Annotated in this window: 22 protein-coding genes and 1 tRNA gene; 14 read left to right on the forward strand and 9 right to left on the reverse strand. The window is 63.1% G+C overall.

Annotation, left to right across the window (positions count from 1 at the left end; translation table 11 throughout):
- Positions 1 to 115 precede the first annotated feature (115 nt).
- The 8 genes from HU764_RS01815 to HU764_RS01850 all read left to right on the forward strand — a co-directional run bounded on the left by HU764_RS01815 (position 116) and on the right by HU764_RS01850 (position 8,911).
- The gene (locus tag HU764_RS01815) at positions 116 to 1,135 is read left to right on the forward strand and encodes a transporter (RefSeq protein ID WP_186681701.1); all 1,020 of its coding nucleotides are present in this window, start codon (positions 116 to 118) and stop codon (positions 1,133 to 1,135) included.
- A gap of 90 nt (positions 1,136 to 1,225) precedes the next feature.
- Positions 1,226 to 1,846: an isochorismate family cysteine hydrolase YcaC gene (ycaC, locus tag HU764_RS01820; protein WP_027594492.1), complete on the forward strand. Its 621-nt coding sequence runs from the start codon at positions 1,226 to 1,228 to the stop codon at positions 1,844 to 1,846.
- 241 nt (positions 1,847 to 2,087) lie between these two features.
- Complete coding sequence (gene ppk2 / locus HU764_RS01825; RefSeq protein ID WP_186681703.1) at positions 2,088 to 2,906, forward strand: polyphosphate kinase 2; 819 nt, start codon at positions 2,088 to 2,090, stop codon at positions 2,904 to 2,906.
- Between the two features lie 36 nt (positions 2,907 to 2,942).
- On the forward strand, positions 2,943 to 4,139 hold the full coding sequence (locus tag HU764_RS01830; RefSeq protein ID WP_186681705.1) for a monovalent cation:proton antiporter-2 (CPA2) family protein: 1,197 nt from the start codon (positions 2,943 to 2,945) through the stop codon (positions 4,137 to 4,139).
- 40 nt (positions 4,140 to 4,179) lie between these two features.
- Positions 4,180 to 5,277 carry an AI-2E family transporter gene (locus tag HU764_RS01835; protein ID WP_099452888.1) on the forward strand — a complete coding sequence of 366 codons (1,098 nt, stop codon included), beginning with the start codon at positions 4,180 to 4,182 and terminating at the stop codon, positions 5,275 to 5,277.
- 13 nt (positions 5,278 to 5,290) lie between these two features.
- Positions 5,291 to 6,811 carry an efflux transporter outer membrane subunit gene (locus tag HU764_RS01840; protein ID WP_186681708.1) on the forward strand — a complete coding sequence of 507 codons (1,521 nt, stop codon included), beginning with the start codon at positions 5,291 to 5,293 and terminating at the stop codon, positions 6,809 to 6,811.
- A complete protein-coding gene (locus tag HU764_RS01845; RefSeq protein WP_186681710.1) occupies positions 6,808 to 7,905 on the forward strand; it encodes an HlyD family secretion protein in 1,098 nt (365 codons plus the stop codon). The genes HU764_RS01840 and HU764_RS01845 overlap by 4 nt, the downstream gene beginning before the upstream one ends.
- On the forward strand, positions 7,895 to 8,911 hold the full coding sequence (locus HU764_RS01850; RefSeq protein WP_186703613.1) for a DUF2955 domain-containing protein: 1,017 nt from the start codon (positions 7,895 to 7,897) through the stop codon (positions 8,909 to 8,911). The genes HU764_RS01845 and HU764_RS01850 overlap by 11 nt, the downstream gene beginning before the upstream one ends.
- Here HU764_RS01850 and HU764_RS01855 read toward each other — a convergent pair.
- Positions 8,908 to 10,629 (reverse strand): SulP family inorganic anion transporter, encoded by a 1,722-nt coding sequence (locus HU764_RS01855; RefSeq protein WP_186681714.1) that lies wholly within the window; start codon positions 10,627 to 10,629, stop codon positions 8,908 to 8,910. The two genes, HU764_RS01850 and HU764_RS01855, sit on opposite strands and share 4 nt — an antisense overlap.
- A gap of 213 nt (positions 10,630 to 10,842) precedes the next feature.
- On the opposite strand from HU764_RS01855, the gene HU764_RS01860 reads away from it, so the two are divergent.
- Positions 10,843 to 11,418, forward strand: coding sequence for a hypothetical protein (locus HU764_RS01860; RefSeq protein WP_186703614.1), 576 nt, complete (start codon positions 10,843 to 10,845; stop codon positions 11,416 to 11,418).
- Between the two features lie 336 nt (positions 11,419 to 11,754).
- Here HU764_RS01860 and ychF read toward each other — a convergent pair whose 3' ends face one another.
- The 8 genes from ychF to HU764_RS01900 all read right to left on the reverse strand — a co-directional run bounded on the left by ychF (position 11,755) and on the right by HU764_RS01900 (position 18,548).
- Positions 11,755 to 12,855, reverse strand: coding sequence for a redox-regulated ATPase YchF (gene ychF / locus HU764_RS01865; RefSeq protein ID WP_186681718.1), 1,101 nt, complete (start codon positions 12,853 to 12,855; stop codon positions 11,755 to 11,757).
- 21 nt (positions 12,856 to 12,876) lie between these two features.
- Positions 12,877 to 13,461, reverse strand: a complete 585-nt coding sequence (gene pth, locus HU764_RS01870) for an aminoacyl-tRNA hydrolase (protein ID WP_008099045.1) — start codon at positions 13,459 to 13,461, stop codon at positions 12,877 to 12,879.
- Positions 13,462 to 13,540: 79 nt separating this feature from the next.
- The gene (locus tag HU764_RS01875; RefSeq protein ID WP_027594479.1) at positions 13,541 to 14,134 is read right to left on the reverse strand and encodes a 50S ribosomal protein L25/general stress protein Ctc; all 594 of its coding nucleotides are present in this window, start codon (positions 14,132 to 14,134) and stop codon (positions 13,541 to 13,543) included.
- Between the two features lie 122 nt (positions 14,135 to 14,256).
- Complete coding sequence (locus HU764_RS01880; RefSeq protein ID WP_003247410.1) at positions 14,257 to 15,198, reverse strand: ribose-phosphate pyrophosphokinase; 942 nt, start codon at positions 15,196 to 15,198, stop codon at positions 14,257 to 14,259.
- 48 nt (positions 15,199 to 15,246) lie between these two features.
- Positions 15,247 to 15,321 (reverse strand) — tRNA-Gln (locus HU764_RS01885).
- A 19-nt stretch (positions 15,322 to 15,340) separates the two neighbouring features.
- A complete protein-coding gene (gene ispE, locus HU764_RS01890; protein WP_186681721.1) occupies positions 15,341 to 16,201 on the reverse strand; it encodes a 4-(cytidine 5'-diphospho)-2-C-methyl-D-erythritol kinase in 861 nt (286 codons plus the stop codon).
- A gap of 3 nt (positions 16,202 to 16,204) precedes the next feature.
- Positions 16,205 to 16,822 (reverse strand): lipoprotein insertase outer membrane protein LolB, encoded by a 618-nt coding sequence (lolB, locus tag HU764_RS01895; RefSeq protein WP_027594477.1) that lies wholly within the window; start codon positions 16,820 to 16,822, stop codon positions 16,205 to 16,207.
- A gap of 4 nt (positions 16,823 to 16,826) precedes the next feature.
- Positions 16,827 to 18,548, reverse strand: coding sequence for a tetratricopeptide repeat protein (locus HU764_RS01900; protein WP_186703615.1), 1,722 nt, complete (start codon positions 18,546 to 18,548; stop codon positions 16,827 to 16,829).
- 319 nt (positions 18,549 to 18,867) lie between these two features.
- Here HU764_RS01900 and hemA point away from each other — a divergent pair, with 319 nt between their 5' ends.
- The 5 genes from hemA to murI are packed head-to-tail and all read left to right on the forward strand — an operon-like array spanning position 18,868 to position 23,593.
- Complete coding sequence (gene hemA, locus HU764_RS01905; protein WP_027594475.1) at positions 18,868 to 20,145, forward strand: glutamyl-tRNA reductase; 1,278 nt, start codon at positions 18,868 to 18,870, stop codon at positions 20,143 to 20,145.
- Positions 20,142 to 21,224, forward strand: coding sequence for a peptide chain release factor 1 (prfA, locus tag HU764_RS01910; protein ID WP_027594474.1), 1,083 nt, complete (start codon positions 20,142 to 20,144; stop codon positions 21,222 to 21,224). Before hemA ends, prfA begins: the two co-directional genes overlap by 4 nt.
- Entirely contained in the window at positions 21,224 to 22,054 is an 831-nt protein-coding gene (gene prmC, locus HU764_RS01915) for a peptide chain release factor N(5)-glutamine methyltransferase (protein ID WP_027594473.1), read from the forward strand. Before prfA ends, prmC begins: the two co-directional genes overlap by 1 nt.
- Complete coding sequence (locus tag HU764_RS01920; RefSeq protein WP_099452897.1) at positions 22,048 to 22,803, forward strand: molybdopterin-synthase adenylyltransferase MoeB; 756 nt, start codon at positions 22,048 to 22,050, stop codon at positions 22,801 to 22,803. The genes prmC and HU764_RS01920 overlap by 7 nt, the downstream gene beginning before the upstream one ends.
- Positions 22,796 to 23,593: a glutamate racemase gene (gene murI / locus HU764_RS01925; protein WP_186681729.1), complete on the forward strand. Its 798-nt coding sequence runs from the start codon at positions 22,796 to 22,798 to the stop codon at positions 23,591 to 23,593. Before HU764_RS01920 ends, murI begins: the two co-directional genes overlap by 8 nt.
- Positions 23,594 to 23,698: the final 105 nt, after the last annotated feature.

The raw sequence follows: 23,698 nt of genomic DNA on the forward strand, positions 1-23,698 counted from the left end.
AACTGGCGGGGCTATCCCCAAATGACCGGCATACGCCAAACCCGCTGTCATCGAACTGCAACGTACATCCCGCACCCTTTCTGCCATCAACCTCAATGCCTCATTGCGAGTTCGAATGGGTCATCCCGCGCTGCATCCGCAACAGGACCATGACCTGTTCGGCCTGCTTTATGCTTTTGCCTTCCGCCCAGGCCAGCCCGGTCGCGAGATCGATTCGGCGCAGTTGCTGCGCAAGCTCGGCGAACCGCCTGAGCCCGACGAATTTTTATGGCTGCACCTGAACCTGGCCCATGCCGCTTGCGAGCGCTGGCTGCGCGCCCACCTGACGCTGCCCGATGCGTTTTTCGAAACCTTGCGCGAGGGGTCCCGGTCGACCCGTATCGAACATGCCGATTCGGCGCTGTTGGCGGTGGTCAACGATGTGGTGTTCAACTTCGGCCTGGTGTCGTCGGACATTTCCACGCTGTGGGCCTGCGCCAGCAGCCAGCTGCTGGTGAGCGCGCGTTTGCAGCCGTTGCATTCGGTGGACAAGCTGCGCTCGTCGGTCAAGCGTGGCGAGCGCTTCCATTCGTCCATCGAACTGCTGGTGCATCTGCTGCGCGACCAGGGGGATGTGTTGACCCAGATCGTGCGCGAAACCACCACCAGCGTCGATCGCATCGAAGACCAGTTGCTGTCCCAGCGCCTGAGTGACAACCGCGCCGAACTCAGCAGCATGCGTCGGGTACTGGTGCGTTTGCAGCGCCTGCTGGCGCTCGAGCCTGGGGCCCTGCTGCGCCTGCTCAACCGCCCACCGGACTGGCTGCAGGAACAGGACATGCGCCAGCTGCGCGCGGCGACCGAAGAGTTCACCCTGGTGATCAGCGACCTCACCGCCCTGGGTGAGCGGATCAAGTTGCTGCAGGAAGAGATCGCCGCCAAGCTCAACGAGCAGACCAACCGCACCCTGTTCACCCTGACGGTGGTGACCGTGCTGGCGCTGCCCATCAACATCATCGCCGGCTTTTTCGGCATGAATGTCGGTGGCGTGCCGCTGTCGGACGACCCACATGGCTTCTGGGTGCTGGTGGCACTGGTGGCGACCTTCACCGTGCTGGTGGGGCGTTGGGCGTTTCGCAAGCGGCGTGAATACTGACGGCGGCATGCGCCCCGACTGGCGGTCCCCGCCATCTCTGATCCTTGCCTACGCTGATACTCCCCATCTGCTGATGCAAGGAGCTTCACCATGGCCTTCCAATACAAGCGTCTGGACAAGAACAACGCCGCAGTCCTGCTGGTCGATCACCAGGCGGGTTTGCTTTCGCTGGTGCGTGACATCGACCCGGACCGCTTCAAGAACAACGTCCTGGCCCTGGCAGACCTGGCCCAGTACTTCAAGCTGCCGACCATCCTCACCACCAGCTTCGAAACCGGCCCCAACGGCCCGTTGGTCCCCGAGCTCAAGGCGCAGTTCCCCGATGCCCCCTACATCGCTCGCCCCGGCAACATCAACGCCTGGGACAACGAAGACTTCGTCAAGGCCGTCAAGGCCACGGGCAAGAAGCAACTGTTGATCGCCGGTGTAGTGACTGAGGTCTGTGTCGCGTTCCCGGCACTGTCGGCACTGGAGGAGGGCTTTGAGGTGTTCGTCGTCACCGACGCCTCTGGCACCTTCAACGAATTGACCCGCGATTCGGCCTGGCGGCGTATGGAGGCTGCCGGGGCACAACTGATGACCTGGTTCGGCGTGGCCTGCGAGCTGCACCGCGACTGGCGTAATGACGTCGAAGGGCTGGGGACGCTGTTCTCCAACCACCTTCCCGATTACCGCAACCTGATGACCAGTTACGACAAGCTGGCCAAGTAGCGCCCTGCCTCGCACGCGGGGCGGTTCTGTGTAGGAGCAGCCTTGCGCTGCGAAGAGGCCGGTGTAGCACAGAGAATCTTTCAGGCAGTCACCGGCCTCTTCGCAGCGCAAGGCTGCTCCTACACACACAAAGACCGAGCAAACCATTCACCAGTAAGGCTCGGCGCGGGCGTAATAAGCGAAGCGGCAAACCGCCATGGATCGACCATACTGAGTCTTCATTCGCCAGCGGGAGCGAGCCATGTCGAAGTCAGCCAAGAAGAAGGACCCTCAGGCACAGCCCGAAAAATTGGGCGGCAAGGCCTACGAGAAGGCGCTCAAGCACCTTCACGTCGAGTTGGTGAAGCTGCAGGAATGGGTCGTGGCCAAGGGCCTGAAGGTGTGCATCGTCTTTGAAGGCCGCGATGGTGCGGGCAAGGGCGGGACCATCAAGGCCCTCACCGAGCGGGTCAGCCCTCGGGTGTTCCGTGTGGTGGCGCTGCCAGCGCCGACCGAGCGGGAAAAAACCCAGATGTACGTGCAACGCTACCTGGGCCATTTGCCTGCTGCAGGCGAGGTGGTGATCTTCGACCGCAGTTGGTACAACCGCGCCGGTGTCGAGCGGGTGATGGGGTTTTGCAGCGATGAACAGGCCAACAAGTTTCTCACTGTGGTGCCGTTGTTCGAGAAGATGATGGTTGAGTCGGGGATCATCCTCATCAAGTACTGGCTGGAGGTCAGCGCCGAAGAGCAGACCCGCCGCCTGCAGGACCGCATCAATGACGGCCGCAAGCTGTGGAAGCTGTCGCCGATGGACCTGAAGTCGTATACCCGCTGGGATGACTACACCAAAGCCCGCGATGACATGTTCGCCGCGTCGGATTCCTCCTGGGCGCCATGGTTCATGGCCCACTCCAACGACAAGCGGCGCGCACGGCTGAACATCATCAGCCACCTGCTCGGCCGCATTCCCTACAAGGACATCACCCGCGACCAGGTCGTGAAATTGCCCAAGCGCGGCAAGGTCGGCAAGTACAAGGCGGTGAACTACCCGTTCAAGGTTGTCGAAGCGCGTTACTGACCCCATCCCCGCGGGGAGCCTACAGGGTGTAGACCTATGCCACATGACGGCAGCTTGCTCCAGGCAACGGTGGTGTTCCTCTTGGCCGTGGTACTGCTGGTGCCGCTGGCGCAGCGTTTGAAACTGGGGGCCGTGCCGGGGTATCTGCTGGCCGGCATCCTCATCGGCCCTTCGGTGCTGGGTTTGCTGGGTAACCCGGATAACGTCGCACGCCTGTCAGAGATGGGCGTGGTGATGCTGCTGTTCGTCATTGGCCTCGAGCTTTCGCCACGCCGCCTGTGGACCATGCGCCGGGCGCTTTTCGGCGTTGGCTCGTTGCAGGTCGGGCTGACCGCTGCGGTGCTTGGCCTGCTCGCCTATTGGCTGTTCGGCCAATCGAAGGCGGCGGCCGTCGTGCTGGGGCTGGGGCTGGCCCTGTCGTCCACGGCGTTTGGCTTGCAGGTGCTGGCCGAGCGCAAGGACCTGGGCAAGCCTCACGGGCGCCTGGCGGTCGCGATTCTGCTGTTCCAGGACATTGCCGCCATCCCCCTGATTGCCGTGGTGCCCTTGCTGGGCGGTGATGTCAGCCGCGCTGATGAAGGGACGTGGCCGCTGGTGGGCGTGGCGGTCGGCATCGGCGTGATCATTATTGGGGGCCGGTACCTGATGACCCCCGTATTCAAATGGACGGTCGGCTCCGGGTTGCCGGAGCTGTCCACCGCTACCGCGTTGCTGGTAGTACTGGGCACCGCTTGGGTGATGGAGCATGTCGGCATCTCGATGGCGCTTGGTGCGTTTCTCGCTGGCGTATTGATGGCCGAGTCGCCGTTCCGTCACGAGCTCGAAACCCAGATCGAACCCCTCAAAGGCCTGTTGCTGGGGCTGTTTTTCGTCGGCGTGGGCATGAGCGCCGATTTGCGCCTGCTGTTCGGCATGCCCTTGGCGGTGCTGGGGCTTACGTTGCTGCTGGTGGGCGTCAAGCTACCGCTGTTGGTGGCTTTGGGCCGTACGGCCGGAGGGCTGAACCGACCCCAGGCGTTGTGCCTGGGCGTGGTGTTGGCATCTGGCGGTGAGTTTGCGTTCGTGGTGTTCAAGCTGGCGCTTGAGCACCAGGTGCTCGAGCAGCAGGTGCATGACCTGTTGGTGCTGGCCATCACCCTGTCGATGGCGGTGGTGCCGTTGGTGATGATGGCCCTGAGCCGACAGTTGCGCGACCCCGACGCCACCCGCCCCACGCCTGAAACCGATCACTGACTCGCGCCAAGACGGCGTACTGACTGTTCGGAGGTGAAGCATGCAGCCGAGTTTCAAGCTGGACAGCGCCCTGTCGCAGGGCTTGCTCGATGTCTTGATCAAGGCAGGCTTGGTGGCTGCCCTGGTGATCTTCTCCTTCCAGGTGTTCCAGCCGTTCCTCGAGCTGATGCTGTGGGCGGTGATCCTGGCCGTCACGCTGTACCCGCTGCACTGCCGCATCACGCGGCGCTGGGGGCTCAAGGATGGCTATGCGGCGACAGTAGTGGTGCTGCTGGTACTGGTGGTGTTGCTGGTGCCGATCTATCTGGTGGTGGTGTCGATCACCGAGTCGGTGGACAGCATGCTGACGCTGCTCAAGAGCGGCGCCTGGAGCGTACCGACACCCCCCGAATCGGTGGCTTCCTGGCCGTTGATCGGGCCGCGCCTGTATGCCTTGTGGCTGGCAGCATCCGAGAGCCTGAGCGGGGTGCTCAACAGCATGATGCCGCAGCTCAAGGACGCCGGGCGAGTGCTGCTGGGGGCCGCGGCCAGTGCCGGGGGGGCGTTTTTGATGTTCATCGCGGCGATCATCATCTCGGGGGTGATCATGGCCTTCGGCGCGCGTGGCGAGCTGGCGGCGCAGCGCATTGCCATGCGCGTATCCGGCGAGCAGCGCGGCAGGTCGATTGCCAAGCTGTGCACCGCCACCATTCGCGCCGTCGCCCAGGGCGTAATCGGCATCGCCTTCATCCAGATGCTGCTGATCGGCGTTGGCTTTGTTATCAAGGGCGTGCCGGGGGCGGGAATGTTGGCGATTGCCATCCTCATGCTGGGTATTGCCCAGGCGCCGGCCACGCTGATCACGCTACCGGTGATCGCCTACGTGTTCCATGCCGAGGGCTTCACCCTGGCGACCATCGTGTTTGCCGTCTACACCTTCGTCGCCGGCCTCGCTGACAATGTGCTCAAGCCCCTGCTGCTGGGGCGCGGGGTCGATGTGCCGATGCCTGTCGTGCTGATCGGCGCACTGGGCGGCATGGTGGTCAAAGGCATTATCGGCCTGTTCATCGGCCCGGTGATTCTTGGCGTGACCTATGTGTTGTTCTGGCAATGGGTCGCGCTGCAGGTACCCGAAAACCCTGTCGAACCGTCGGCCTGAGCCGGGGCCTGGCATGCCTGGACCTACCTGGCGTCGCGCCTTGGGCCTGGTTGCCTTGCTGTCAGGCTGCACCCAGGTCGGGCCAGACTTTCAACCCCCGCAAACGGCCTGGCTGGACCCGTGGAGCACACGCTTGCTGGAGCAGGCCGGGCGGCGTGATGCAACGGTGGACTTTCGCCAGTGGTGGCAGGTGTTCGCCGACCCCGCACTGGATGCGCTGATTGCCGAAGCCGACGCCCACAACAGCAACCTGCGCGTGGCCGGCCTGCGCATCGCCGAGGCACGTGCACAGCTGGCCATCGTGCAGACTGGGCGTTACCCGCAGTTGCAGCAGGTGCGGGCGCAAAGCCTCTACCTCAAGCAAGACCAGTCCGGCACCGACACTGCCCGCGATTCGGTGTTCTGGCAGTCCAGCGCAGGGTTCGACATCGCCTGGGAAATTGACTTCTGGGGGCGCTTCAGCCGTGCCATCGAGTCTGCCGATGCCCTGTATTTCGCCTCCCAGGCCAACTACGCCGATGCCATGTTGTTATTGCGTGCGCAGGTAGCTGACACCTACTTTGCATTGCGTACCGCCGAGGCGCGCCTTGCCATTGCCGAAGAAAACGCCAAGCGCCAGGCACGCAGCCTGGAGATCACCGAGCGGTTGTTCCGCCATGGCGAGCATGACGAACTCGATTGGCAGCAGGCCCGCACGCAGTACTTGGCGACCCAGGCGACCATCCCCGAGTTCGAGAACCAGCTCAACGCCCTGCGCAACGTGCTCTGCTCCCTGCTCGGGCGCCCCCCCGGCCCACTGCCGGAGCTGCAGTCGCAATACGGCCAGTTGCCACTGCCGGACCGCGCACTGCTGCAGGACGTGCCTGCTCGCCTCTTGCAGCGGCGCCCAGACATCCGCGCTGCCGAACAGGCCGTGGCGGCGCAATCGGCACTGGTCGGGGTGGCCGAAGCTGACCTTTATCCACAGCTGAGCCTGTTGGGCAGCCTCGGTTGGACGTTCGTCTCGGCCAGTCACCTGCCCAACACGCTCGACCTCGCGGCCGGCCCAAGCCTGATCTGGAACCCGTTCGACTACGGCCGGCGCAAGAACGCCGTGCGTGTCGAAGATGCGCGCTTGCAGCAATTGATCGAGCTGTATCAGCAACGTGTGCGCGAAGCCGCCCGTGAGGCTGACGATGCCGCCAGTGGCCTGGTGCGCTCGCTGCAAAGTGCAGGCATTCGCGATCAAGCCTCGCAAGCCGCGCAGCGCTCGTTGAGCCTGGCCATGTCGCAGTACCGCGAAGGGTTCGCTGATTTCCAGCGGGTGCTCGACGCCCAACAGTTGCTGCTGCAACAACAGGATGGCTACCTGGTCAGCCGCGGCAATGCCGTCAGCAGCCTGGTGACCTTGTACAAGGCCCTGGGCGGCGGTTGGGACCCAGGCCGTGCGCCGATCGACCCGGCCACCCGTCGCCAGATGCAGCAACGCACCGATTGGGGAGACTTGCTGGATGAGCCTGCCCCCAGCGCACAGCCACCAGGTGAGCAAAAATGACTGACACCCCACAAACACCGCCTGCGCAAGCGCCCGACCGTGGCCTGCGCTGGGTATTGTTGCTGATTGCCGTGAGCCTGCTCTGGTACCTGCTGGCCGACCGTTTTACACCGTACACCCAGCAGGCTCGCCTGCAAGCCTACGTGGTGCCGGTGAGCGCCGAGGTGGCCGGCCAGGTCAAGCGCGTGGCCGTGGGTAACAACCAGGAAGTGCGCAAGGGCGAAGTGCTGTTCGAACTGGACCAGGAGCAATACCGCATTGCCCTGGCTCGCGCCGAAGCCGACTTCGACACGGTGGGCCGGCAGATCGGCGCCCACACTGCCGGCATCGACTCGGCCCAGGCGGCGTTGATGGCAGCCCAGGCCAACGAGCGCAAGGCCCGGCAAGACGCCGAGCGGCTGAAGCGGCTGATCGAGGAAGACCCCGGCACGGTGTCGCAGCGCCGCCTGGAAGGCGCGCAGGCCACGCGCGACCAGGCCATCAGCCAAGTCGCAGCAGCCCGTGCCGAAGTGGTGCGGGCACGTGAGCAGCAGGGTGGGGCGCAAGCGGATAACGCGCAGGTGCGCAGCGCGGCGGCGAATGTGCAAAAGGCCCGCCTGGACCTGGAGCGAACGGTGGTGCGCGCCGATACCAACGGGTTGATCACCGACCTGCGCACCGACGTGGGCCACTACGTGGGCGCCGGCAGCCCGATGATGACCCTGATCGCGATCCATGACGTGTGGATCAGCGCCGACCTGACCGAGAACAACCTCGGCCGCCTGCGCCCCGGCACACCGGTGCTGGTGGTGCTCGATGCGCTGCCTGGGACGGTGCTGAAGGGGCGCATACGCAGCATCGGTTATGGCATCAGCGTGGGCCAGAGCAACCCGCCGGGCACGCTGCCGAGCGTGCAGAACAGCCGTGAATGGCTGCGCTCGGCCCAACGCTTTCCGGTGATTGTCGAGCTTGACCGGGACCAGCTGGAAGACAAGTCCGGCTTGCGGGTGGGGGGCCAAGCCGAGGTGATGGCGCTGCCCAGCGAGGGCAACCCGCTGAACGTGCTTGGCCGTGTGTTCATGTGGCTGATGAGCTGGCTCTCGTATGCCTATTGAGCTGCGGCGCCAGCGTGCGCTTCGCCTGGCCTGGGGCGTGGCGCTGTGCCTGGCGGTCAGCTTCGGTTTTGGCCTGCCGGTGCCGATTTTGGCGCCGGTGTTCGCGGTGCTGTTGTTGGCCATGCGTAGCCAGCCCCTGCCGTTGCGCGCGGCACCGGCGTTGGCCGTGCTGGTACTGCTGAGTTGTGGCAGTGGCCTGTTGCTGATTCCCTTGTTGCGCCATGCGCCGGTAAGTGGTGTGCTGCTGGTCGGCGTTGGCGTGTTTCTGGTGCTGCGTTATGCCCTGAAGGGCGGCAACGGCCTGTTGGCCAACTTGCTGGTTATCGGCCTGACCATGATCGCCGCAGCCGGCACCAGCGATTTCACCTTGGCGCTGTCGGTGGTCGAGGCCTTGTCCAAAGGCATGCTCCTGGCAACCTTGGGCACGGCGCTGGCGCATGTGATGTTCCCCGAACCGGCTGACGCACCTGTGCAACCGTCACCGCCGCCGCTCGTCGCTGAACGGGCCAGCTGGGTCGCACTGCGCGCCACGCTGATCGTCATGCCTGCCTTTTTGCTGGCGCTGATCGCACCGGATGCGTTCATGCCGCTGATCATGAAGTCGGTGAGCCTCGGTCAGCAGGCCAGCGAGACCCATGCCCGCAATGCCAGCCGAGAACTGATTGGCTCGACCTTGCTGGCCGGGCTGCTGGCGATCCTGCTGTGGGGGGCATTGAGCCTGTTCGTGCACCTGTGGATGTTTTTCCTGTGGGTGCTGCTGTTTTCGCTTTGGCAGGCCCGGCGGCTGTACCGCGCGGTGGCGACGCGGCATAGCCCGGCCTATTGGGTCAGTTGCCTGACTACGATGTTGATACTGCTGGGGCAGTCGGTGCAGGACAGCGCGACGGGGCAGGATGTTTACCGCGCGTTCGCCGTGCGCATGGCGCTGTTCTTGGCGGTGTCGGTGTATGCCAGTGCCCTGCTGATCTGGATCGACCGGCGCAGGGCACGGCAGTGGGTGCATTAGGGCTGCCAGTCGACCCCGGTGTCCTCCAGGTAGGCATCCACCGCAGCGCCGACGGTGGGGTGGAAGGCCTTTTCCCCCATGTGCTGGAACAACTCAAAGCGCTTCATCTTGTCTTTCACCGGGTCTTTCATTTCGGCGAACTGCAACTCCACGCCGCGCGCCTCCAGCGCCCGGTCCAGTTCAGCGAGCATGTCTGCAGAGGTCACGTCGATGCTGGTCACAGGCTCTGCGGCGATCACCAACCGTTGCACGGCGGTAGGGGACTGTTCCACAGCCGCCAGCACGGTGCTCTGGAACTGCTCGGCATTGGCAAAAAACAGCGGCGCATCCCACCGCAGCAGCACCAGGCCGGGGATGCGCCGGGCTTGCGGGTAGCGCTGCACATCATGGTAGCCGCGGGTGCCATCCACCCGGCCGAGCACTGCAAAATGCGGCCTCCAGCCATCCCAGAGAAATTCGATGACTGAAATCGCCACGGCAATGCCGATACCCGGAATGGCACCAAACACTGCCACCCCGACAAAACAGGTAAACGACAGCCAGAACTCCCATTGCTGCATGTGGAAGATGCGTTTGAGGTCGGCGAATTCGAACAGCCCCAGTGCGGCGGCGATCACCACGGCGGCGAGGGCACTGTTGGGCAGGTAATGCATCAGGTTGGGCGCCACCAGCAGCAGAACGGTCACGGCCAGCGCCCCGATGATGCCGGTGAGCTGGGTCTTGGCTCCGGCTGCTTCAGCGACAGGGGTACGTGACGAACTGCTGCTGATCGGGATGCCCTGGAATAGCCCGCTGGCCAGGTTGGCCACCCCCAGGCCAAACATTTCCTGGTTCGGGTTGACCGGCATCTTCAGGCGGGCCGCGTAGGAGCGCGACAGCACGCTGGTGTCGGCGAATGACACAAGCGCCACTGCGATGCCGCCGAGCAGCACTTCCACCAGGTCGATATCGCTCAACCAGGGGAAGACCAGGTCCGGCAGGCCCTGGGGTAACTGGCCGAGGACTTTGACGCCGCTCTGGTCGAGGTCGAGCAGGCTCACCGCCAGTGTCGCCAGCACCACAGCGATCAGAATGCCGGGCAAGCGCTTGAACGGTTTGAGCAGCAGGATCAGCGCCAGGCTACCGGCGCCGATGACGAAGCTGGGCCAGTGGCCATGGCCTGCAAGCAGGGCCTGGGTCAGGCCCCAGATGTCACGCAGCGGGCCTTGGCTGTCGATGGATAAGCCAAACAGTTTGGGCAGTTGGCTGATCAGCACGGTCAAGGCGATGCCGTTCATGTAGCCATAGCGGATCGGCTTGGACAGCAATTCGGTGATGAAGCCCAGGCGCAGCAGACCGGCGACCATGCAGAACACCCCAGCGACCAAGGCCATCATGCTGGCGATGGTGATGGCGCGCTGCGGGTCGCTGGCGGCGTACTGCACCACTACCGCCAGGATGGGCGCGGCCAGTGCCGAATCTGGGCCCAATACCAGGATGCGGCTGGGGCCGAACAGGGCATAGGCCAGCAGCGGAATGATGGTGGCGTAGAGGCCGTAGATGCCGGGTACGCCCGAGGCTTCGGCGTAGGCGATGCCCACGGGCACCAGCATGCTGGTGAGTACCAGCCCGGCAGCGATGTCCCTGGGCAGCCAGGCACGCTGATAGTGAAGCAGGGTGACCACGCCGGGCAGCCAGCGTTGCCAGTCGAAGCGTGGGGGAGGGGGTGTTTCGGGCATGGTGCAGGCTCCAGGGGGGCATGTACTGCATGAGGTCCCGTTGGAGTCAGCTTAGAGCGTGGATGGCGGCGTTGCTCAAGCCGCGACGTAACCTCGGCTGCTAGAAGCACTCACCTCGCGTTACAAATGAAGCCATGCTTGCACTTCAGGTTGCCTGACAACTCCCCATCCTCGTGTAAAGTCGGGCGATTAACGCGCGCTCGGGGAGTGAGCTTGGCAAAATTTTACGTCGACGCTATCCAGCGCTGGGAATCGTTTGAACATGCTGGAACGTCCTATGACCTTAATCACCTGGACTGTCACGAAGTCTTCTTGCAAAAACAAGATGGCAAGGATCCAATCCGCTTCGTAGTCACCTACGGCCTTCATTGCTTCACCAAAGACGATACTGAGCGGAACATTCCACTGAAGTACGCTGATGGTCGTGAAAGCCGATTCATCTGCATAGAGCGCTATGAAACGTCCAAGTGCCTCCGGGGAATGCTCGAAAAACTGGCCAGCGCGACGGTGTTCCTGACTCAGGGAGAGAGCTTTTTCACAATAGACGTCATGAATAACGCCAGCGGCGAGGTGGAACCGTTCAAGATCTGCATGGCCATCTTTCGCGAAAACAGGGTACTGCGGATACACGTCACCAGCGCCTACTTTGCAAGGTTGGGTGAAGGTTCGCCGGGTATTCCGATCAGGAAAAAAGGTTTCAGCATTTTCAAGATCGCGGTCGATACCCTGAAAAAACCGAACGGCCAGTTCCCCAAAGAGGTCCGCAATCGCTACCCTAGGAAGAAATGAAGGGCCCAGAAACGGCGAATCCCTCTCGAGGAGGGATTCTCAGCCGTCGATGCATGCTTCGACGGGGCAGGTCGTTCTCACGTCGCGCTCGGCGAGCTGGTTTCCCAGCAACGGGGTGCGATCCGAAGATCCCTGTAACCACCCTTTGGTTTACGTATAAACGCAGGCCTATAGTCCACTAACAGTGGAATAGGATCAAGGCTTTTTTCATCACGTGATAACCCATAACCTTGCAAGCAGGGAAGGCTCATACCCTTAAGTACAAAACCCCCGTGTCGCTTAGCGATCACGGGGGTTTTGAAGTCTTTCAAGTACCGTGGAATCCCACGGCTCCCATCAGACGTTGAAGCGGAAGTGCATCACGTCACCGTCTTTGACGATGTAGTCTTTACCTTCCAGGCGCCATTTACCGGCTTCCTTGGCGCCGCTTTCACCCTTGAACTGGATGAAGTCTTCATACGCTACCACTTCGGCGCGGATGAAGCCTTTTTCGAAGTCGGTGTGGATAACACCGGCGGCCTGTGGCGCGGTGGCGCCGACGCGGACGGTCCAGGCGCGGACTTCCTGCACACCGGCAGTGAAGTAGGTCTGCAGGTTCAGCAGCTCGTAACCAGCGCGGATCACGCGGTTCAGGCCAGGCTCTTCCAGGCCCAGGGCCTCGAGGAACATGTCTTTCTCTTCACCGTCGTCCAGCTCGGCGATTTCGGCTTCGATCTTGTTGCAGACCGGCACCACGACCGCGCCTTCTTCTTCGGCGATGGCACGGACTACGTCCAGGTGCGGGTTGTTGTCGAAGCCGTCTTCAGCGACGTTGGCGATGTACATCACCGGCTTGCTGGTCAGCAGGTGGAAGCCACGGATGACGGCCTTTTCGTCATCAGCCATGTGCTTCATCAAGCTGCGCGCTGGCTTGCCTTCGGTGAAGTGCGGGATCAGCTTTTCCAGGATGGCCTTTTGCGCCAGGGCTTCTTTGTCGCCGCCCTTGGCGTTGCGGGCAACCTTCTGCAGTTGCTTCTCGCAGCTGTCGAGGTCGGCGAAGATCAGCTCGAGGTCGATGATCTCGATGTCACGCTTGGGGTCGACGCTGTTGGAAACGTGAATCACGTTCTCGTCTTCGAAGCAGCGCACCACGTGGGCGATGGCATCGGTCTCGCGGATGTTGGCGAGGAACTTGTTGCCCAGGCCTTCACCCTTCGAAGCGCCCGCCACCAGGCCTGCGATGTCGACGAATTCCATGGTGGTCGGCAGGATGCGGTTAGGCTTGACGATTTCCGCCAGTGCAGCCAGGCGCGCATCGGGCATCGGCACGATGCCGCTGTTCGGCTCGATGGTGCAGAAAGGGAAGTTCTCCGCCGCGATGCCAGACTTGGTCAGGGCGTTGAACAGGGTGGACTTGCCGACGTTGGGCAGGCCGACGATGCCGCAATTGAAACCCATGGGTATTCCCTCTCTAGGAAATCAGGCCTTCTGGCTGTGCAGTTCGCGCATCGCCTTGGCGAAATCGCCAGCGAGGACATCTGGCAGCACGCCGAGGGCAAAATCGATGCTGGCATCGAGCTTCTCCTGCTCGGCGCGCGGCGCGCGGCCCAGGACGAAGTTGGAGACCAGTTTGGCGTCGCCCGGGTGGCCAATGCCAAGCCGCAGGCGGTGGAAGTCGTTCTGGTTGCCGAGCTGCGCGATGATGTCGCGCAGGCCGTTGTGCCCACCATGGCCGCCGCCGCGTTTGAGCTTGGCGACGCCTGGAGGCAGGTCGAGTTCGTCATGCGCCACCAGGATCGCTTCCGGCTTGATGCGGAAGAAATTGGCCAAGGCCGCCACGGACTGGCCGCTACGGTTCATGTAGGTGGTGGGGATGAGCAGACGAACGTCGTTGCCCTGATGGCTGAATTTAGCCGTCAGGCCGAAATACTTGCGGTCAGCGGTCAAGGAGACGCGCTGGGCGCTGGCAATGCGTTCAACGAAAAGAGCCCCTGCGTTATGCCGGGTCTGTTCGTATTCGGGGCCGGGGTTACCCAGGCCAACGATCAACTGGATGGCGGTCACGTCAGGGGCTCTTCCTTGGAGTTGGTGGGTTACAGGGCGCGTGGCACTGTAACCCGATCAACACCGGCGTGCGAGTGGATTACTCGGCAGCGCCTTCAGCTTCTGGAGCAACGCGTGGCGCGTGAACGTTGGCAACAGCTTTGTCATCACCGTGGGCCAGAGCGACGAACTCTACGCCTTTCGGAGCTTTCAGGTCCGACAGGTGGATGATGCTGCCGACTTCGGCGTTGGCCAGGTCAACTTCGATGAACTCAGGCAGGTCTTTGGCTTCGCAAGAAACTTCGATCTCGGAAACAACGTGCGAGATCTCGCCGCCTTTCTTGATCGGGGCTTCTTCGCCGATGAAGTGAACCGGAACCTTGGCGGTCAGCTTCTGGCCAGCAACGACGCGAACGAAGTCAGCGTGCATGATGAATTGCTTGGCTGGGTGGCGCTGCATGGCCTTGACGATGACGTTTTGCTTGACGCCGTCAACGTTCAGCTCGATCACGTGGCTGTAGGCAGCTTCGTTTTCGAACAGTTTGGCGATTTCCTTCGACACGATGGTCAGGGACTCGGCGTCTTTACCGCCACCGTAGACAACGGCAGGGATGCTCAGCGAGTGACGCAGGCGGCGGCTCGCACCTTTCCCCAGGTCAGTACGCTTTTGGGCGTTCAGGATGAAATCAGTCATTTTGCTTCTCCAAAATAGCCATCTCCCGCAGGCGTTTGCGACCAGCGCCAAACGGGGTGGGCAAAAAAGCCCCGCCCCAACACATGCTGGGGCGGGGCGCTTCACATCAACACGTGTTCCGCTTAGCGGAACATCGCACTGATCGATTCTTCATTGCTGATGCGGCGTACCGCTTCAGCGACAACCGGTGCGATATCCAACTGGCGGATACGGTCACAGGCTTGAGCAGCGGCGGACAGCGGAACGGTGTTGGTCACCACCAGCTCGTCCAGTACCGACTTCTCGATGTTCTCGATCGCGCGGCCCGACAGGACAGGGTGCGTGCAGTAGGCGTAAACCTTGGCAGCGCCGTGTTCTTTCAGGGCTTTGGCCGCGTGGCACAGGGTGCCGGCGGTGTCGACCATGTCGTCTACCAGGATGCAAGTGCGCCCTTCGACGTCGCCGATGATGTGCATAACCTCGGAGTGGTTAGCCTTTTCGCGGCGTTTATCGATGATACCCAGGTCGACACCCAGGGACTTGGCGACGGCGCGTGCGCGCACGACACCACCGATGTCCGGGGAGACGATCATCAGGTTCTCGAAACGCTGGTCTTCGATATCGTCGACCAATACGGGCGAGCCGTAAATGTTGTCGACAGGAATATCGAAGAAACCCTGGATCTGGTCAGCGTGCAGGTCGACGGTGAGTACACGGTCGATACCTACGACAGTGAGCATGTCAGCGACAACTTTGGCGCTGATAGCAACACGTGCCGAACGCGGACGGCGGTCCTGGCGGGCGTATCCGAAGTAAGGAATCACGGCGGTGATTCGGGATGCTGAGGAGCGGCGGAAGGCGTCGGCCATCACTACCAGTTCCATCAGGTTATCGTTGGTCGGGGCACAGGTCGGCTGAATAATGAAGACGTCTTTACCGCGGACATTTTCATTGATCTCAGTGCTGATCTCGCCGTCGGAGAATTTACCGACAGAGACGTCACCGAGAGGGATATGCAGCTGACGTACGACACGCCGAGCCAGATCGGGGTTAGCGTTCCCCGTAAAGACCATCATCTTGGACACGCGCAGTACCTGAAGGCTGAGGGTATACCTGGATGAGTATAAGGAAAATGGCAGGGGCGGCTGGATTCGAACCAACGCATGGCAGGATCAAAACCTGCTGCCTTACCGCTTGGCGACGCCCCTGTATCTGTTGCTGCGAGCGCTATGCACTCGACTTCTTGACCAGACTTTGTAGCTTGCGATGCAACATCGAAATATTGCTTCCTTTCGCCACAAACCCTGTTTGGGTCGCTGAAAGAAGGGCCAGAACTTTATCAGCTTCGGCTTTGCTTGGGAAGGCCCCAAACACACAACTTCCAGTTCCGGTTAGCCGAGCTTCGGTGAATTTACCCAGAGAATTCAATGCGTTTCGAACTTCTGGATAACGCTGCTCAACCACCCGTTGGCAGTCATTTCGACTGTTTCCCTCGGGAACGGGGCGCATCTTAAGGGGGAGGGAATCACGTGTCAACTGCGGATGTGAAAAAATTTCTACAGTACTGACAGACACTTGCGGCACCAGCACGACATACCAGGGTTCGTCGGGGTCGACCGGGGTCAGTTGTTCGCCGACACCCTGGGCGAATGCCGCGTGGCCGCGAACGAATACCGGCACGTCGGCGCCCAGGCTCAGGCCCAAGGCCGCCAGGCGGTCTTCATCCCAGCCCAGTTGCCATAAGTGCGCCAGCGCCAGCAGGGTGGTCGCGGCATCCGAGCTGCCGCCACCGATACCTCCGCCCATGGGCAAGACCTTGGTCAGCCAGATGTCGGCGCCAAGCGTTGTGCCGGATTGCGCTTGCAGTTTGCGTGCGGCGCGTACGATCAGGTTGCTGTCGTGGGGCACCGCCTCGATGTCGGTGTGCAGGTGGATCACACCGTCTTCACGCAGGGCGAAGGTCAATTCGTCAGCGTGGTCGAGAAATTGGAAGACGGTTTCCAGCTCGTGGTAACCGTCAGGGCGGCGGCCGATGATGTGCAGCCACAGGTTGAGCTTGGCCGGGGCCGGCAGGGTGAGCGTGTTCATCGATCAGTGCCCCAGCTGGCGTGGCTGCCAATCCTTGACCACCAGGGTCACGTCGAGGTCCTTGCCGTGCAGTTTCAGGCGCTCGGGCAGCCAGTAGCCATTCTGCTCGGTATAGCTCAGGTACTGGACCTGCCAGCCATCCTGATCGAGGCTGGCCAGGCGGCTGTCGCCGTCCAGGGTCAGCTTGCTCTTGCTGTCGGGCGCGGGCAGGCCACGCACCCACCAGACCAAGTGCGAAACCGGCAATTGCCAGCCCAGTTGTTCTTCCAGCAGGGCCTCGGGGCTGGTCGCTTCGTAGCGGCCCTGGTTGGCCACTTCCAGCACCACGCCACCGGGGCGGCCGGTCAGGCGGGCGGCGCCACGGCCCAATGGGCCTGCCAGGCGGATGTCGTAATAGTCCTGGCGTTGCAGCCAGAACAACGTGCCGCTGCCGGAATCGCGCGGGGCGCGGATGCCGACCTTGCCGTTGATCTGCCAGCCATCCAGGGTGCTGAGTTGCGCCTTGTGCTGGCGCCACTGCTGCGGGTCGCCTTGGCCCTGCAGGGCTTCGCGGCTACCGAAGCCAGCACAGCCCGCGAGCAGGGCGATCAGGGTGAAGGTGATGAAATGGCGCAGGAACATGGCGTTAAAGGGTCTCTGATCCGGTCAGGCGCAGTACGGTCTTGCGCAGGATAGGGCTGTCGGGTTGGGCTTCGAAGGCCTTGGCCCAGACCTGGCGGGCTTCACGGCGCTTGCCGTTGGCCCACAGGACTTCGCCCAGGTGAGCGGCCACTTCATGGTCGGGGAAGCGCGCCAGGGCCTGGCGCAGGTAGCCTTCGGCTTCGTCGAGTTTGCCCTGGCGGTAAGCGACCCAGCCCAGGCTGTCGAGCACGGCCGGGTCGTCCGGCGTCAGCTGGTGGGCTTTGTCGATCAGCGCCTTGGCTTCGGCGTAGCGGGTGGTGCGGTCGGCCAGGGTGTAACCCAGGGCGTTCAGCGCCATGGCGTTTTCGGGTTCGCGGGCGATGATGGCGCGCAGGTCTTTTTCCATCTGCGGCAGGTCGTCACGCTTTTCGGCCAGCATGGCGCGGGTGTACAGCAGGTTGAGGTCGTCCGGGTAGCGTTGGATGGCCTGCTGCAGCACCTGGTTGGCCTGGGCATCCTTGTTGTTGTTGCTGTAGCTCTCCGATTCGATCAGGTACAGCTGCACAGCGACGTCCGGCTGCGCCTCGCGGGCTTCGGCGAGCAGGCGCGAGGCCTCGCTGCCGCGGCCGTTGGCAATCAGGATGTCGGCCTGGCGCAGTTGCGCCGGCAGGTAGTCGGGGCCGGGGCCGACCAAGGCGTATTCGCGCAAGGCGGCTTCAGGGTCGTGGCGCTCTTCGCGGATGCGGCCCAGGTTCAGGTGGGCGGCATCGACGTTGCTGTCACGCTCGATCAGCTCCTGCAGGTAGCCTTCGGCCTCATCCCAGTCTTTGTTTTCAAGGCATACCAGGGCTAGGGAGTAACGCAGCTCGTCGTCCTCGGGGTACTGCTGGACCAAGCTGATGAACTCGCTTTTGGCATCGGCCATGCGGTCCTGCTCGACCAGGGTACGGGCGTAGGTCAGGCGCAGGCGTTTGTCATCCGGGTTGTCGCGGATCGCACCGCGCAACAAGGGCAGGGCCTCTTTGCCGCGGTCCAGGGCCTGGAGCAGCCGGGCGCGCAGCAGGACCGGTGCGATCTCGCCGTCTTGCGGCGGGTGCGCCTCGAGCAGCTCAAGCGCTTCTTCGGTCTTGCCGTCCTGGTTCAGCAGCAGCGCCTTGCCGAACACCAGTTGGCCGTTGTCCGGGTATTTGACCAGCAGGCGTTCGAAGCTCTGCAGCAAGCCGTCGCGGGTGCTCTGGTCGGTCTCGGCGGCGGACAGGGCGAGGAAGTCGAAATGGGTATCGCCCTGGCCCTGCAGGACTTTCTCCATGTACACCATGGCATCGTCGTAGCGCCCGGCACGGGCCAACTGGATGGCGGCGGCGCGTTGGGCGTCGAGGTTGTCCGGGTCGTTGCGGGCCCAGACCAGGGCGTTGTCCAAGGCCGGCTCGTCGGCGCCGAGGTATTCGGCGATACGGTAGGCACGCTCGGAGACGCCAGGGTCCTGGGTCTTTTCGGCCTGGTCGGTGTAGTTGGCCAGGGCGATGTCGAAGCGGTTGCGCTGGCCGGCCAGCTCCGCGACCAGCAGGCTATAAAGGGTGTCTTGCTTGAACGAACCGTACACCACGGTTTTTTCGGCCTCGCCTGTGCCCGCCTCGGCAACGGGAGGCTCGGCTTTTTGCGGGGCCAGGCTCTGGCAACCCTGGAGCAGGGCGAAGGCAAGCAGCAGTGCGTAGGGTCTGTTCATAAAAAGGCTTAAAAGGACTCACCGGCGGTCGGAGCATGATGACACAAGCGCGGTGGCAAACCCACCTGCGAAGCATTTGGTTAACTGCGACCATGGCAGGGGCAAGCAGGTTCCGCCGCCTCTGTAGGAGCGGCCTTGCGTCGCGAAAGGGGCGCGAAGTGCCCCCAGTCGTTTCCATAGCCATGCTGAAATACCGGGGCTGCTGCGCAGCCCTTTCGCGACACAAGGCCGCTCCTACACGACAATAGCGAACGGTGGTTGTTCTGGAACCTGCGAAAGAGGACAATTATCGGCTTCTCGTCACAACCAGCGACCTTGCATGGCCTTTCTTGCACTTGGTATCAACCATAAGACTGCCTCGGTAGACGTACGCGAGCGCGTGGCGTTTACCCCAGAGCAGCTGGTGGACGCCCTGCAGCAGCTCTGCCGACTGACCGCCAGCCGTGAAGCGGCGATCCTGTCGACTTGCAACCGTAGCGAGCTTTATATAGAGCAGGACCACTTGTCTGCCGACGCGGTGCTGCATTGGCTGGCCGATTATCACCGCCTGAGCCTGGATGAACTGCGCGCCAGCGCCTACATCCATGAAGAGCACGACGCTGTGCGGCACATGATGCGGGTGGCCTCGGGCCTCGACTCGCTGGTGCTTGGCGAGCCGCAGATTCTCGGCCAGATGAAGTCCGCCTACGCCGTGGCGCGTGAGGCCGGCACTGTCGGCCCGCTGCTCGGGCGCCTGTTCCAGGCCACCTTCAGTGCCGCCAAGCAGGTGCGCACCGACACCGCGATCGGCGAGAACCCGGTCTCGGTGGCGTTCGCCGCAGTGAGCCTGGCGCGGCAGATCTTCAGTGACCTGGGCCGCAGCCAGGCGCTGCTGATTGGCGCCGGCGAGACCATCACCCTGGTCGCCCGCCACCTCCACGAGCAAGGCGTGCGGCGTATCGTCGTGGCCAACCGGACCCTGGAGCGCGCCAGTACCCTGGCCGAGCAGTTTGGCGCCCATGCCGTGCTGCTGGCCGACATCCCGCAAGAGCTGGCCAACAGCGACATCGTCATCAGCTCCACCGCCAGCCAGTTGCCGATCCTCGGCAAGGGCGCGGTCGAGAGCGCGCTGAAGCAACGCCGGCACAAGCCGATCTTCATGGTCGACATCGCCGTCCCGCGTGACATCGAGCCCGAAGTCGGCGAACTCGACGACGTTTACCTCTACACCGTCGATGACCTGCACGATGTGGTCGCAGAAAACCTCAAGAGCCGCCAGGGCGCTGCCCAGGCCGCCGAAGAGCTGGTGTCGGTGGGCGCCGAAGACTTTATGGTGCGCCTGCGCGAGCTGGCTGCGGTGGACGTGCTCAAGGCCTACCGCCAGCAAAGCGAGCGGCTGCGTGATGAAGAACTGCAAAAAGCCCAGCGTCTGCTGGCCAACGGCGGCAACCCCGAAGACGTGCTGGCCCAACTGGCCCGGGGCCTGACCAACAAACTCCTGCACGCCCCCAGCGTGCAGCTGAAAAAGCTCTCGGCCGAGGGCCGCCTCGATGCGCTGGCCATGGCCCAGGAACTCTTTGCCCTCAACGAGGGCTCGACGGACAAATCCTCGCAATGAAAGCGTCGCTGCTGAACAAACTGGATATCATCCAGGACCGCTTCGAAGAACTGACCGCACTGCTCGGTGACGCTGAAGTCATCTCCGACCAGACGCGTTTCCGCGCCTATTCCCGCGAATACGCCGAAGTCGAGCCGGTCTACGCTGCCTATCAAGCGTGGCGCAAAGTCCAGGACGACCTCGAAGGCGCCCAGGCGCTGCTCAAGGACAGCGACCCGGACATGCGTGAAATGGCCGTGGAAGAAGTGCGCGAAGCCAAGGAGCAATTGCTGACGCTGGAAGCCCAGCTGCAACGCATGCTGCTGCCCAAGGACCCTAACGATGGGCGCAACGTGTTCCTCGAAATCCGCGCCGGCACCGGTGGCGACGAGGCGGCGATCTTTTCGGGCGACTTGTTCCGCATGTATTCGCGCTATGCCGAGAAGCGTGGCTGGCGCTTGGAGATTCTTTCCGAGAACGAAGGCGAACACGGCGGCTACAAGGAAATCATTGCCCGCGTCGAAGGCGAAAGCGTGTACGGCAAGCTCAAGTTCGAATCGGGCGCACACCGGGTGCAGCGCGTGCCGGAAACTGAGTCCCAAGGCCGTATCCACACCTCGGCGTGCACCGTGGCGGTGCTGCCCGAGCCCGACGAGCAGGCCGCGATCGAAATCAACCCGGCCGATTTGCGCGTGGACACCTACCGCGCCTCCGGCGCCGGCGGCCAGCACATCAACAAGACCGACTCGGCCGTGCGCATCACCCACTTGCCCACCGGTATGGTGGTCGAGTGCCAGGAAGAACGTTCGCAGCACAAAAACCGCGCCCGCGCCATGTCCTGGCTGTCGGCCAAGCTCAACGACATGCAGACCAGCGCCGCACAGAACGCCATTGCCAGTGAGCGCAAGCTGCTGGTGGGCTCCGGTGACCGCTCCGAGCGTATCCGCACCTACAATTATCCACAGGGCCGGGTCACCGATCACCGCATCAACCTGACCTTGTATTCGCTGGACGACATCCTCGCCGGTGGCGTAGACGCCGTGATCGAACCGCTGTTGGCCGAATACCAGGCCGATCAACTGGCCGCCTTGGGGGACTGATGACCATCATCGCCAGCTTGCTGCGCAACGCGCAGTTGCCCGAATCGCCCACCGAGCGGCTGGATGCCGAACTGTTGCTGGCTGCGGCCATCGGCAAGTCGCGCAGCTACCTGCATACCTGGCCCGAGCGCATCGTCAGCAGCGAAGCGGCCGACACCTACGCCGGTTACCTGCAGCGCCGCCGTAGTGGCGAGCCGGTCGCCTATATCCTCGGGCAGCAAGGGTTCTGGAACATCGACCTGGAAGTGGCGCCGCATACACTGATCCCGCGTCCGGACACCGAGCTGCTGGTCGAAACTGCCCTTGAGCTTCAGCCAGCAACCCCGGCCAAGGTGCTCGACCTGGGCACCGGGACTGGGGCCATTGCCCTGGCGTTGGCCGGCGATCGCCCGGCCTGGCAGGTGACGGCGGTAGACCGGGTGGAGGAGGCGGTCGCGTTGGCCGAGCGTAATCGCCAACGCCTGGGGCTCGCTAACGTCCAAGTGCGTGTCAGCCACTGGTTCGATGGCCTGGGCGATGCGCGCTTTGACCTGATTGTCAGCAACCCGCCGTACATCGCCAGTGAAGACCCGCACCTGGTCGCCGGCGACGTGCGCTTCGAACCCAGCAGCGCGCTGGTGGCGGGCACCGATGGCCTGGACGACCTGCGGGTGATTGCCGCCCAGGCGCCACGTCACCTGCTGCCAGGTGGCTGGTTGTTGTTGGAGCACGGCTACGATCAGGCCGCAGCGGTGCGTGCCTTGCTGGCTGAACACGGCTTTAGCGAGGTGGCCAGCCGCACGGACCTGGGCCGCCATGAACGCATTACCCTGGGGCGCCTGCCATGCTGACTGATCAGGAACTGTTGCGCTACAGCCGGCAGGTCTTGCTGGCGCAGATCGATATCGACGGCCAACTGCGGCTCAAGCAGAGCAAGGCCCTGATCGTCGGCCTCGGTGGCTTGGGCTCGCCTGTCGCGCTTTACCTGGCTGCGGCGGGCGTGGGTGAGCTGCACCTGGCGGACTTCGACACCGTTGACCTGACCAACCTGCAACGCCAGGTGATCCACGACAGCGCCAGCGTCGGCATGAGCAAGGTGGACTCGGCGCTGCAGCGCCTGGAGGCGATCAACCCAGAGATCAGCCTGGTCGCTCATCGCCAGGCGTTGGACGAGGACTCGCTGGCCGCTGCGGTGGCGGCGGTCGACCTGGTGCTGGACTGCTCCGACAACTTTTCTACCCGCGAGGCGGTCAACGCTGCGTGCGTTGCTGCCGGTAAACCGCTGGTCAGTGGCGCGGCGATCCGCCTCGAAGGCCAGCTGTCGGTGTTCGACCCGCGGCGTGACTACAGCCCTTGCTACCACTGCCTGTATGGCCATGGCAGCGAGGCTGAACTGACCTGCAGCGAAGCCGGTGTAATCGGCCCGCTGGTGGGGCTGGTAGGTAGCCTGCAGGCCCTGGAAGCCATGAAACTCTTGGCGGGGTTTGGCGAGCCGCTGGTGGGCCGCCTATTGCTGATCGATGCCCTCGGCACGCGCATTCGTGAGCTGCGGGTCAAGCGCGACCCGGCTTGCGCGGTCTGTGGCAAGCGCGATGGCTGAGCGTTCGGCGCCGATTGGCGTAATGGATTCGGGGGTCGGCGGTTTGTCGGTACTGGCCGAGATCCAGCGCCTGCTGCCTAACGAATCACTGCTGTATGTGGCCGATTGCGGGCACGTGCCTTACGGTGAAAAGTCGGCGGATTACATCCGCCAGCGCTGCCGGCGTATTGCCGAGTTCTTCCAGCAGCAGGGCGCCAAGGCCTTTGTCTTGGCCTGTAATACCGCGACAGTGGCGGCCGTTGCCGACCTGCGTGAGCTGTACCCGCAATGGCCGCTGGTGGGCATGGAGCCAGCGGTAAAGCCGGCTGCTGCAGCCACCCGCTCCGGTGTAGTCGGCGTGCTGGCCACGACCGGCACCTTGCAGAGCGCCAAGTTTGCGGCGTTGCTCGACCGCTTCGCCAGCGATGTGCGCGTGGTCACCCAGCCTTGCCCCGGCCTGGTCGAGCGGATCGAAACCGGCGACCTGAGCAGCCCGGCCTTGCGCCAGTTGTTGCTCGGCTACGTGCAGCCGCTGCTGGCGGCTGGCTGCGACACGCTGATCCTGGGTTGCACGCATTACCCCTTCCTGCGCCCGCTGCTGGCCGACATGGTGCCGGCGGACGTGGCCATCATCGATACCGGCGCCGCCGTGGCGCGTCAATTGCAGCGTCTGCTGGGCGCCAGCGACCTGCTGGCTGAGGGCCCGGCAGTGGGCACCCGCTTCTGGACCAGTGCCGACCCACAATCCCTGAGAAAAATCCTACCGTTGCTGTGGCAGAAGTCCGACAGTGTGCAACGCTTTACGTTGTGAAAAAAACGTGAAAATTAGCTGAACTATCGTACCACTGCCGATTTCTACAGATTTGCCTGACACGAGGCGAACACTAACAACAGCATTAGGAAGAAGGATGTTTCT

It is taken from the genome of Pseudomonas kermanshahensis, assembly GCF_014269205.2.
GTDB classification, from domain to species: Bacteria; Pseudomonadota; Gammaproteobacteria; order Pseudomonadales; family Pseudomonadaceae; genus Aquipseudomonas; species Aquipseudomonas kermanshahensis.

What these genes read in the sequence shown, in the direction of transcription:
- HU764_RS01815 (WP_186681701.1), top strand. Translation starts at nt 116, where the DNA reads ATGGGTCATCCCGCGCTGCATCCGCAACAGGACCATGACCTGTTCGGC.
- ycaC (WP_027594492.1), top strand. Translation starts at nt 1,226, where the DNA reads ATGGCCTTCCAATACAAGCGTCTGGACAAGAACAACGCCGCAGTCCTG.
- ppk2 (WP_186681703.1), top strand. Translation starts at nt 2,088, where the DNA reads ATGTCGAAGTCAGCCAAGAAGAAGGACCCTCAGGCACAGCCCGAAAAA.
- HU764_RS01830 (WP_186681705.1), top strand. Translation starts at nt 2,943, where the DNA reads ATGCCACATGACGGCAGCTTGCTCCAGGCAACGGTGGTGTTCCTCTTG.
- HU764_RS01835 (WP_099452888.1), top strand. Translation starts at nt 4,180, where the DNA reads ATGCAGCCGAGTTTCAAGCTGGACAGCGCCCTGTCGCAGGGCTTGCTC.
- HU764_RS01840 (WP_186681708.1), top strand. Translation starts at nt 5,291, where the DNA reads ATGCCTGGACCTACCTGGCGTCGCGCCTTGGGCCTGGTTGCCTTGCTG.
- HU764_RS01845 (WP_186681710.1), top strand. Translation starts at nt 6,808, where the DNA reads ATGACTGACACCCCACAAACACCGCCTGCGCAAGCGCCCGACCGTGGC.
- HU764_RS01850 (WP_186703613.1), top strand. Translation starts at nt 7,895, where the DNA reads ATGCCTATTGAGCTGCGGCGCCAGCGTGCGCTTCGCCTGGCCTGGGGC.
- HU764_RS01855 (WP_186681714.1), bottom strand. Translation starts at nt 10,629, where the DNA reads ATGCCCGAAACACCCCCTCCCCCACGCTTCGACTGGCAACGCTGGCTG.
- ychF (WP_186681718.1), bottom strand. Translation starts at nt 12,855, where the DNA reads ATGGGTTTCAATTGCGGCATCGTCGGCCTGCCCAACGTCGGCAAGTCC.
- HU764_RS01875 (WP_027594479.1), bottom strand. Translation starts at nt 14,134, where the DNA reads ATGACTGATTTCATCCTGAACGCCCAAAAGCGTACTGACCTGGGGAAA.
- ispE (WP_186681721.1), bottom strand. Translation starts at nt 16,201, where the DNA reads ATGAACACGCTCACCCTGCCGGCCCCGGCCAAGCTCAACCTGTGGCTG.
- lolB (WP_027594477.1), bottom strand. Translation starts at nt 16,822, where the DNA reads ATGTTCCTGCGCCATTTCATCACCTTCACCCTGATCGCCCTGCTCGCG.
- HU764_RS01900 (WP_186703615.1), bottom strand. Translation starts at nt 18,548, where the DNA reads ATGAACAGACCCTACGCACTGCTGCTTGCCTTCGCCCTGCTCCAGGGT.
- hemA (WP_027594475.1), top strand. Translation starts at nt 18,868, where the DNA reads ATGGCCTTTCTTGCACTTGGTATCAACCATAAGACTGCCTCGGTAGAC.
- prfA (WP_027594474.1), top strand. Translation starts at nt 20,142, where the DNA reads ATGAAAGCGTCGCTGCTGAACAAACTGGATATCATCCAGGACCGCTTC.
- prmC (WP_027594473.1), top strand. Translation starts at nt 21,224, where the DNA reads ATGACCATCATCGCCAGCTTGCTGCGCAACGCGCAGTTGCCCGAATCG.
- HU764_RS01920 (WP_099452897.1), top strand. Translation starts at nt 22,048, where the DNA reads ATGCTGACTGATCAGGAACTGTTGCGCTACAGCCGGCAGGTCTTGCTG.
- murI (WP_186681729.1), top strand. Translation starts at nt 22,796, where the DNA reads ATGGCTGAGCGTTCGGCGCCGATTGGCGTAATGGATTCGGGGGTCGGC.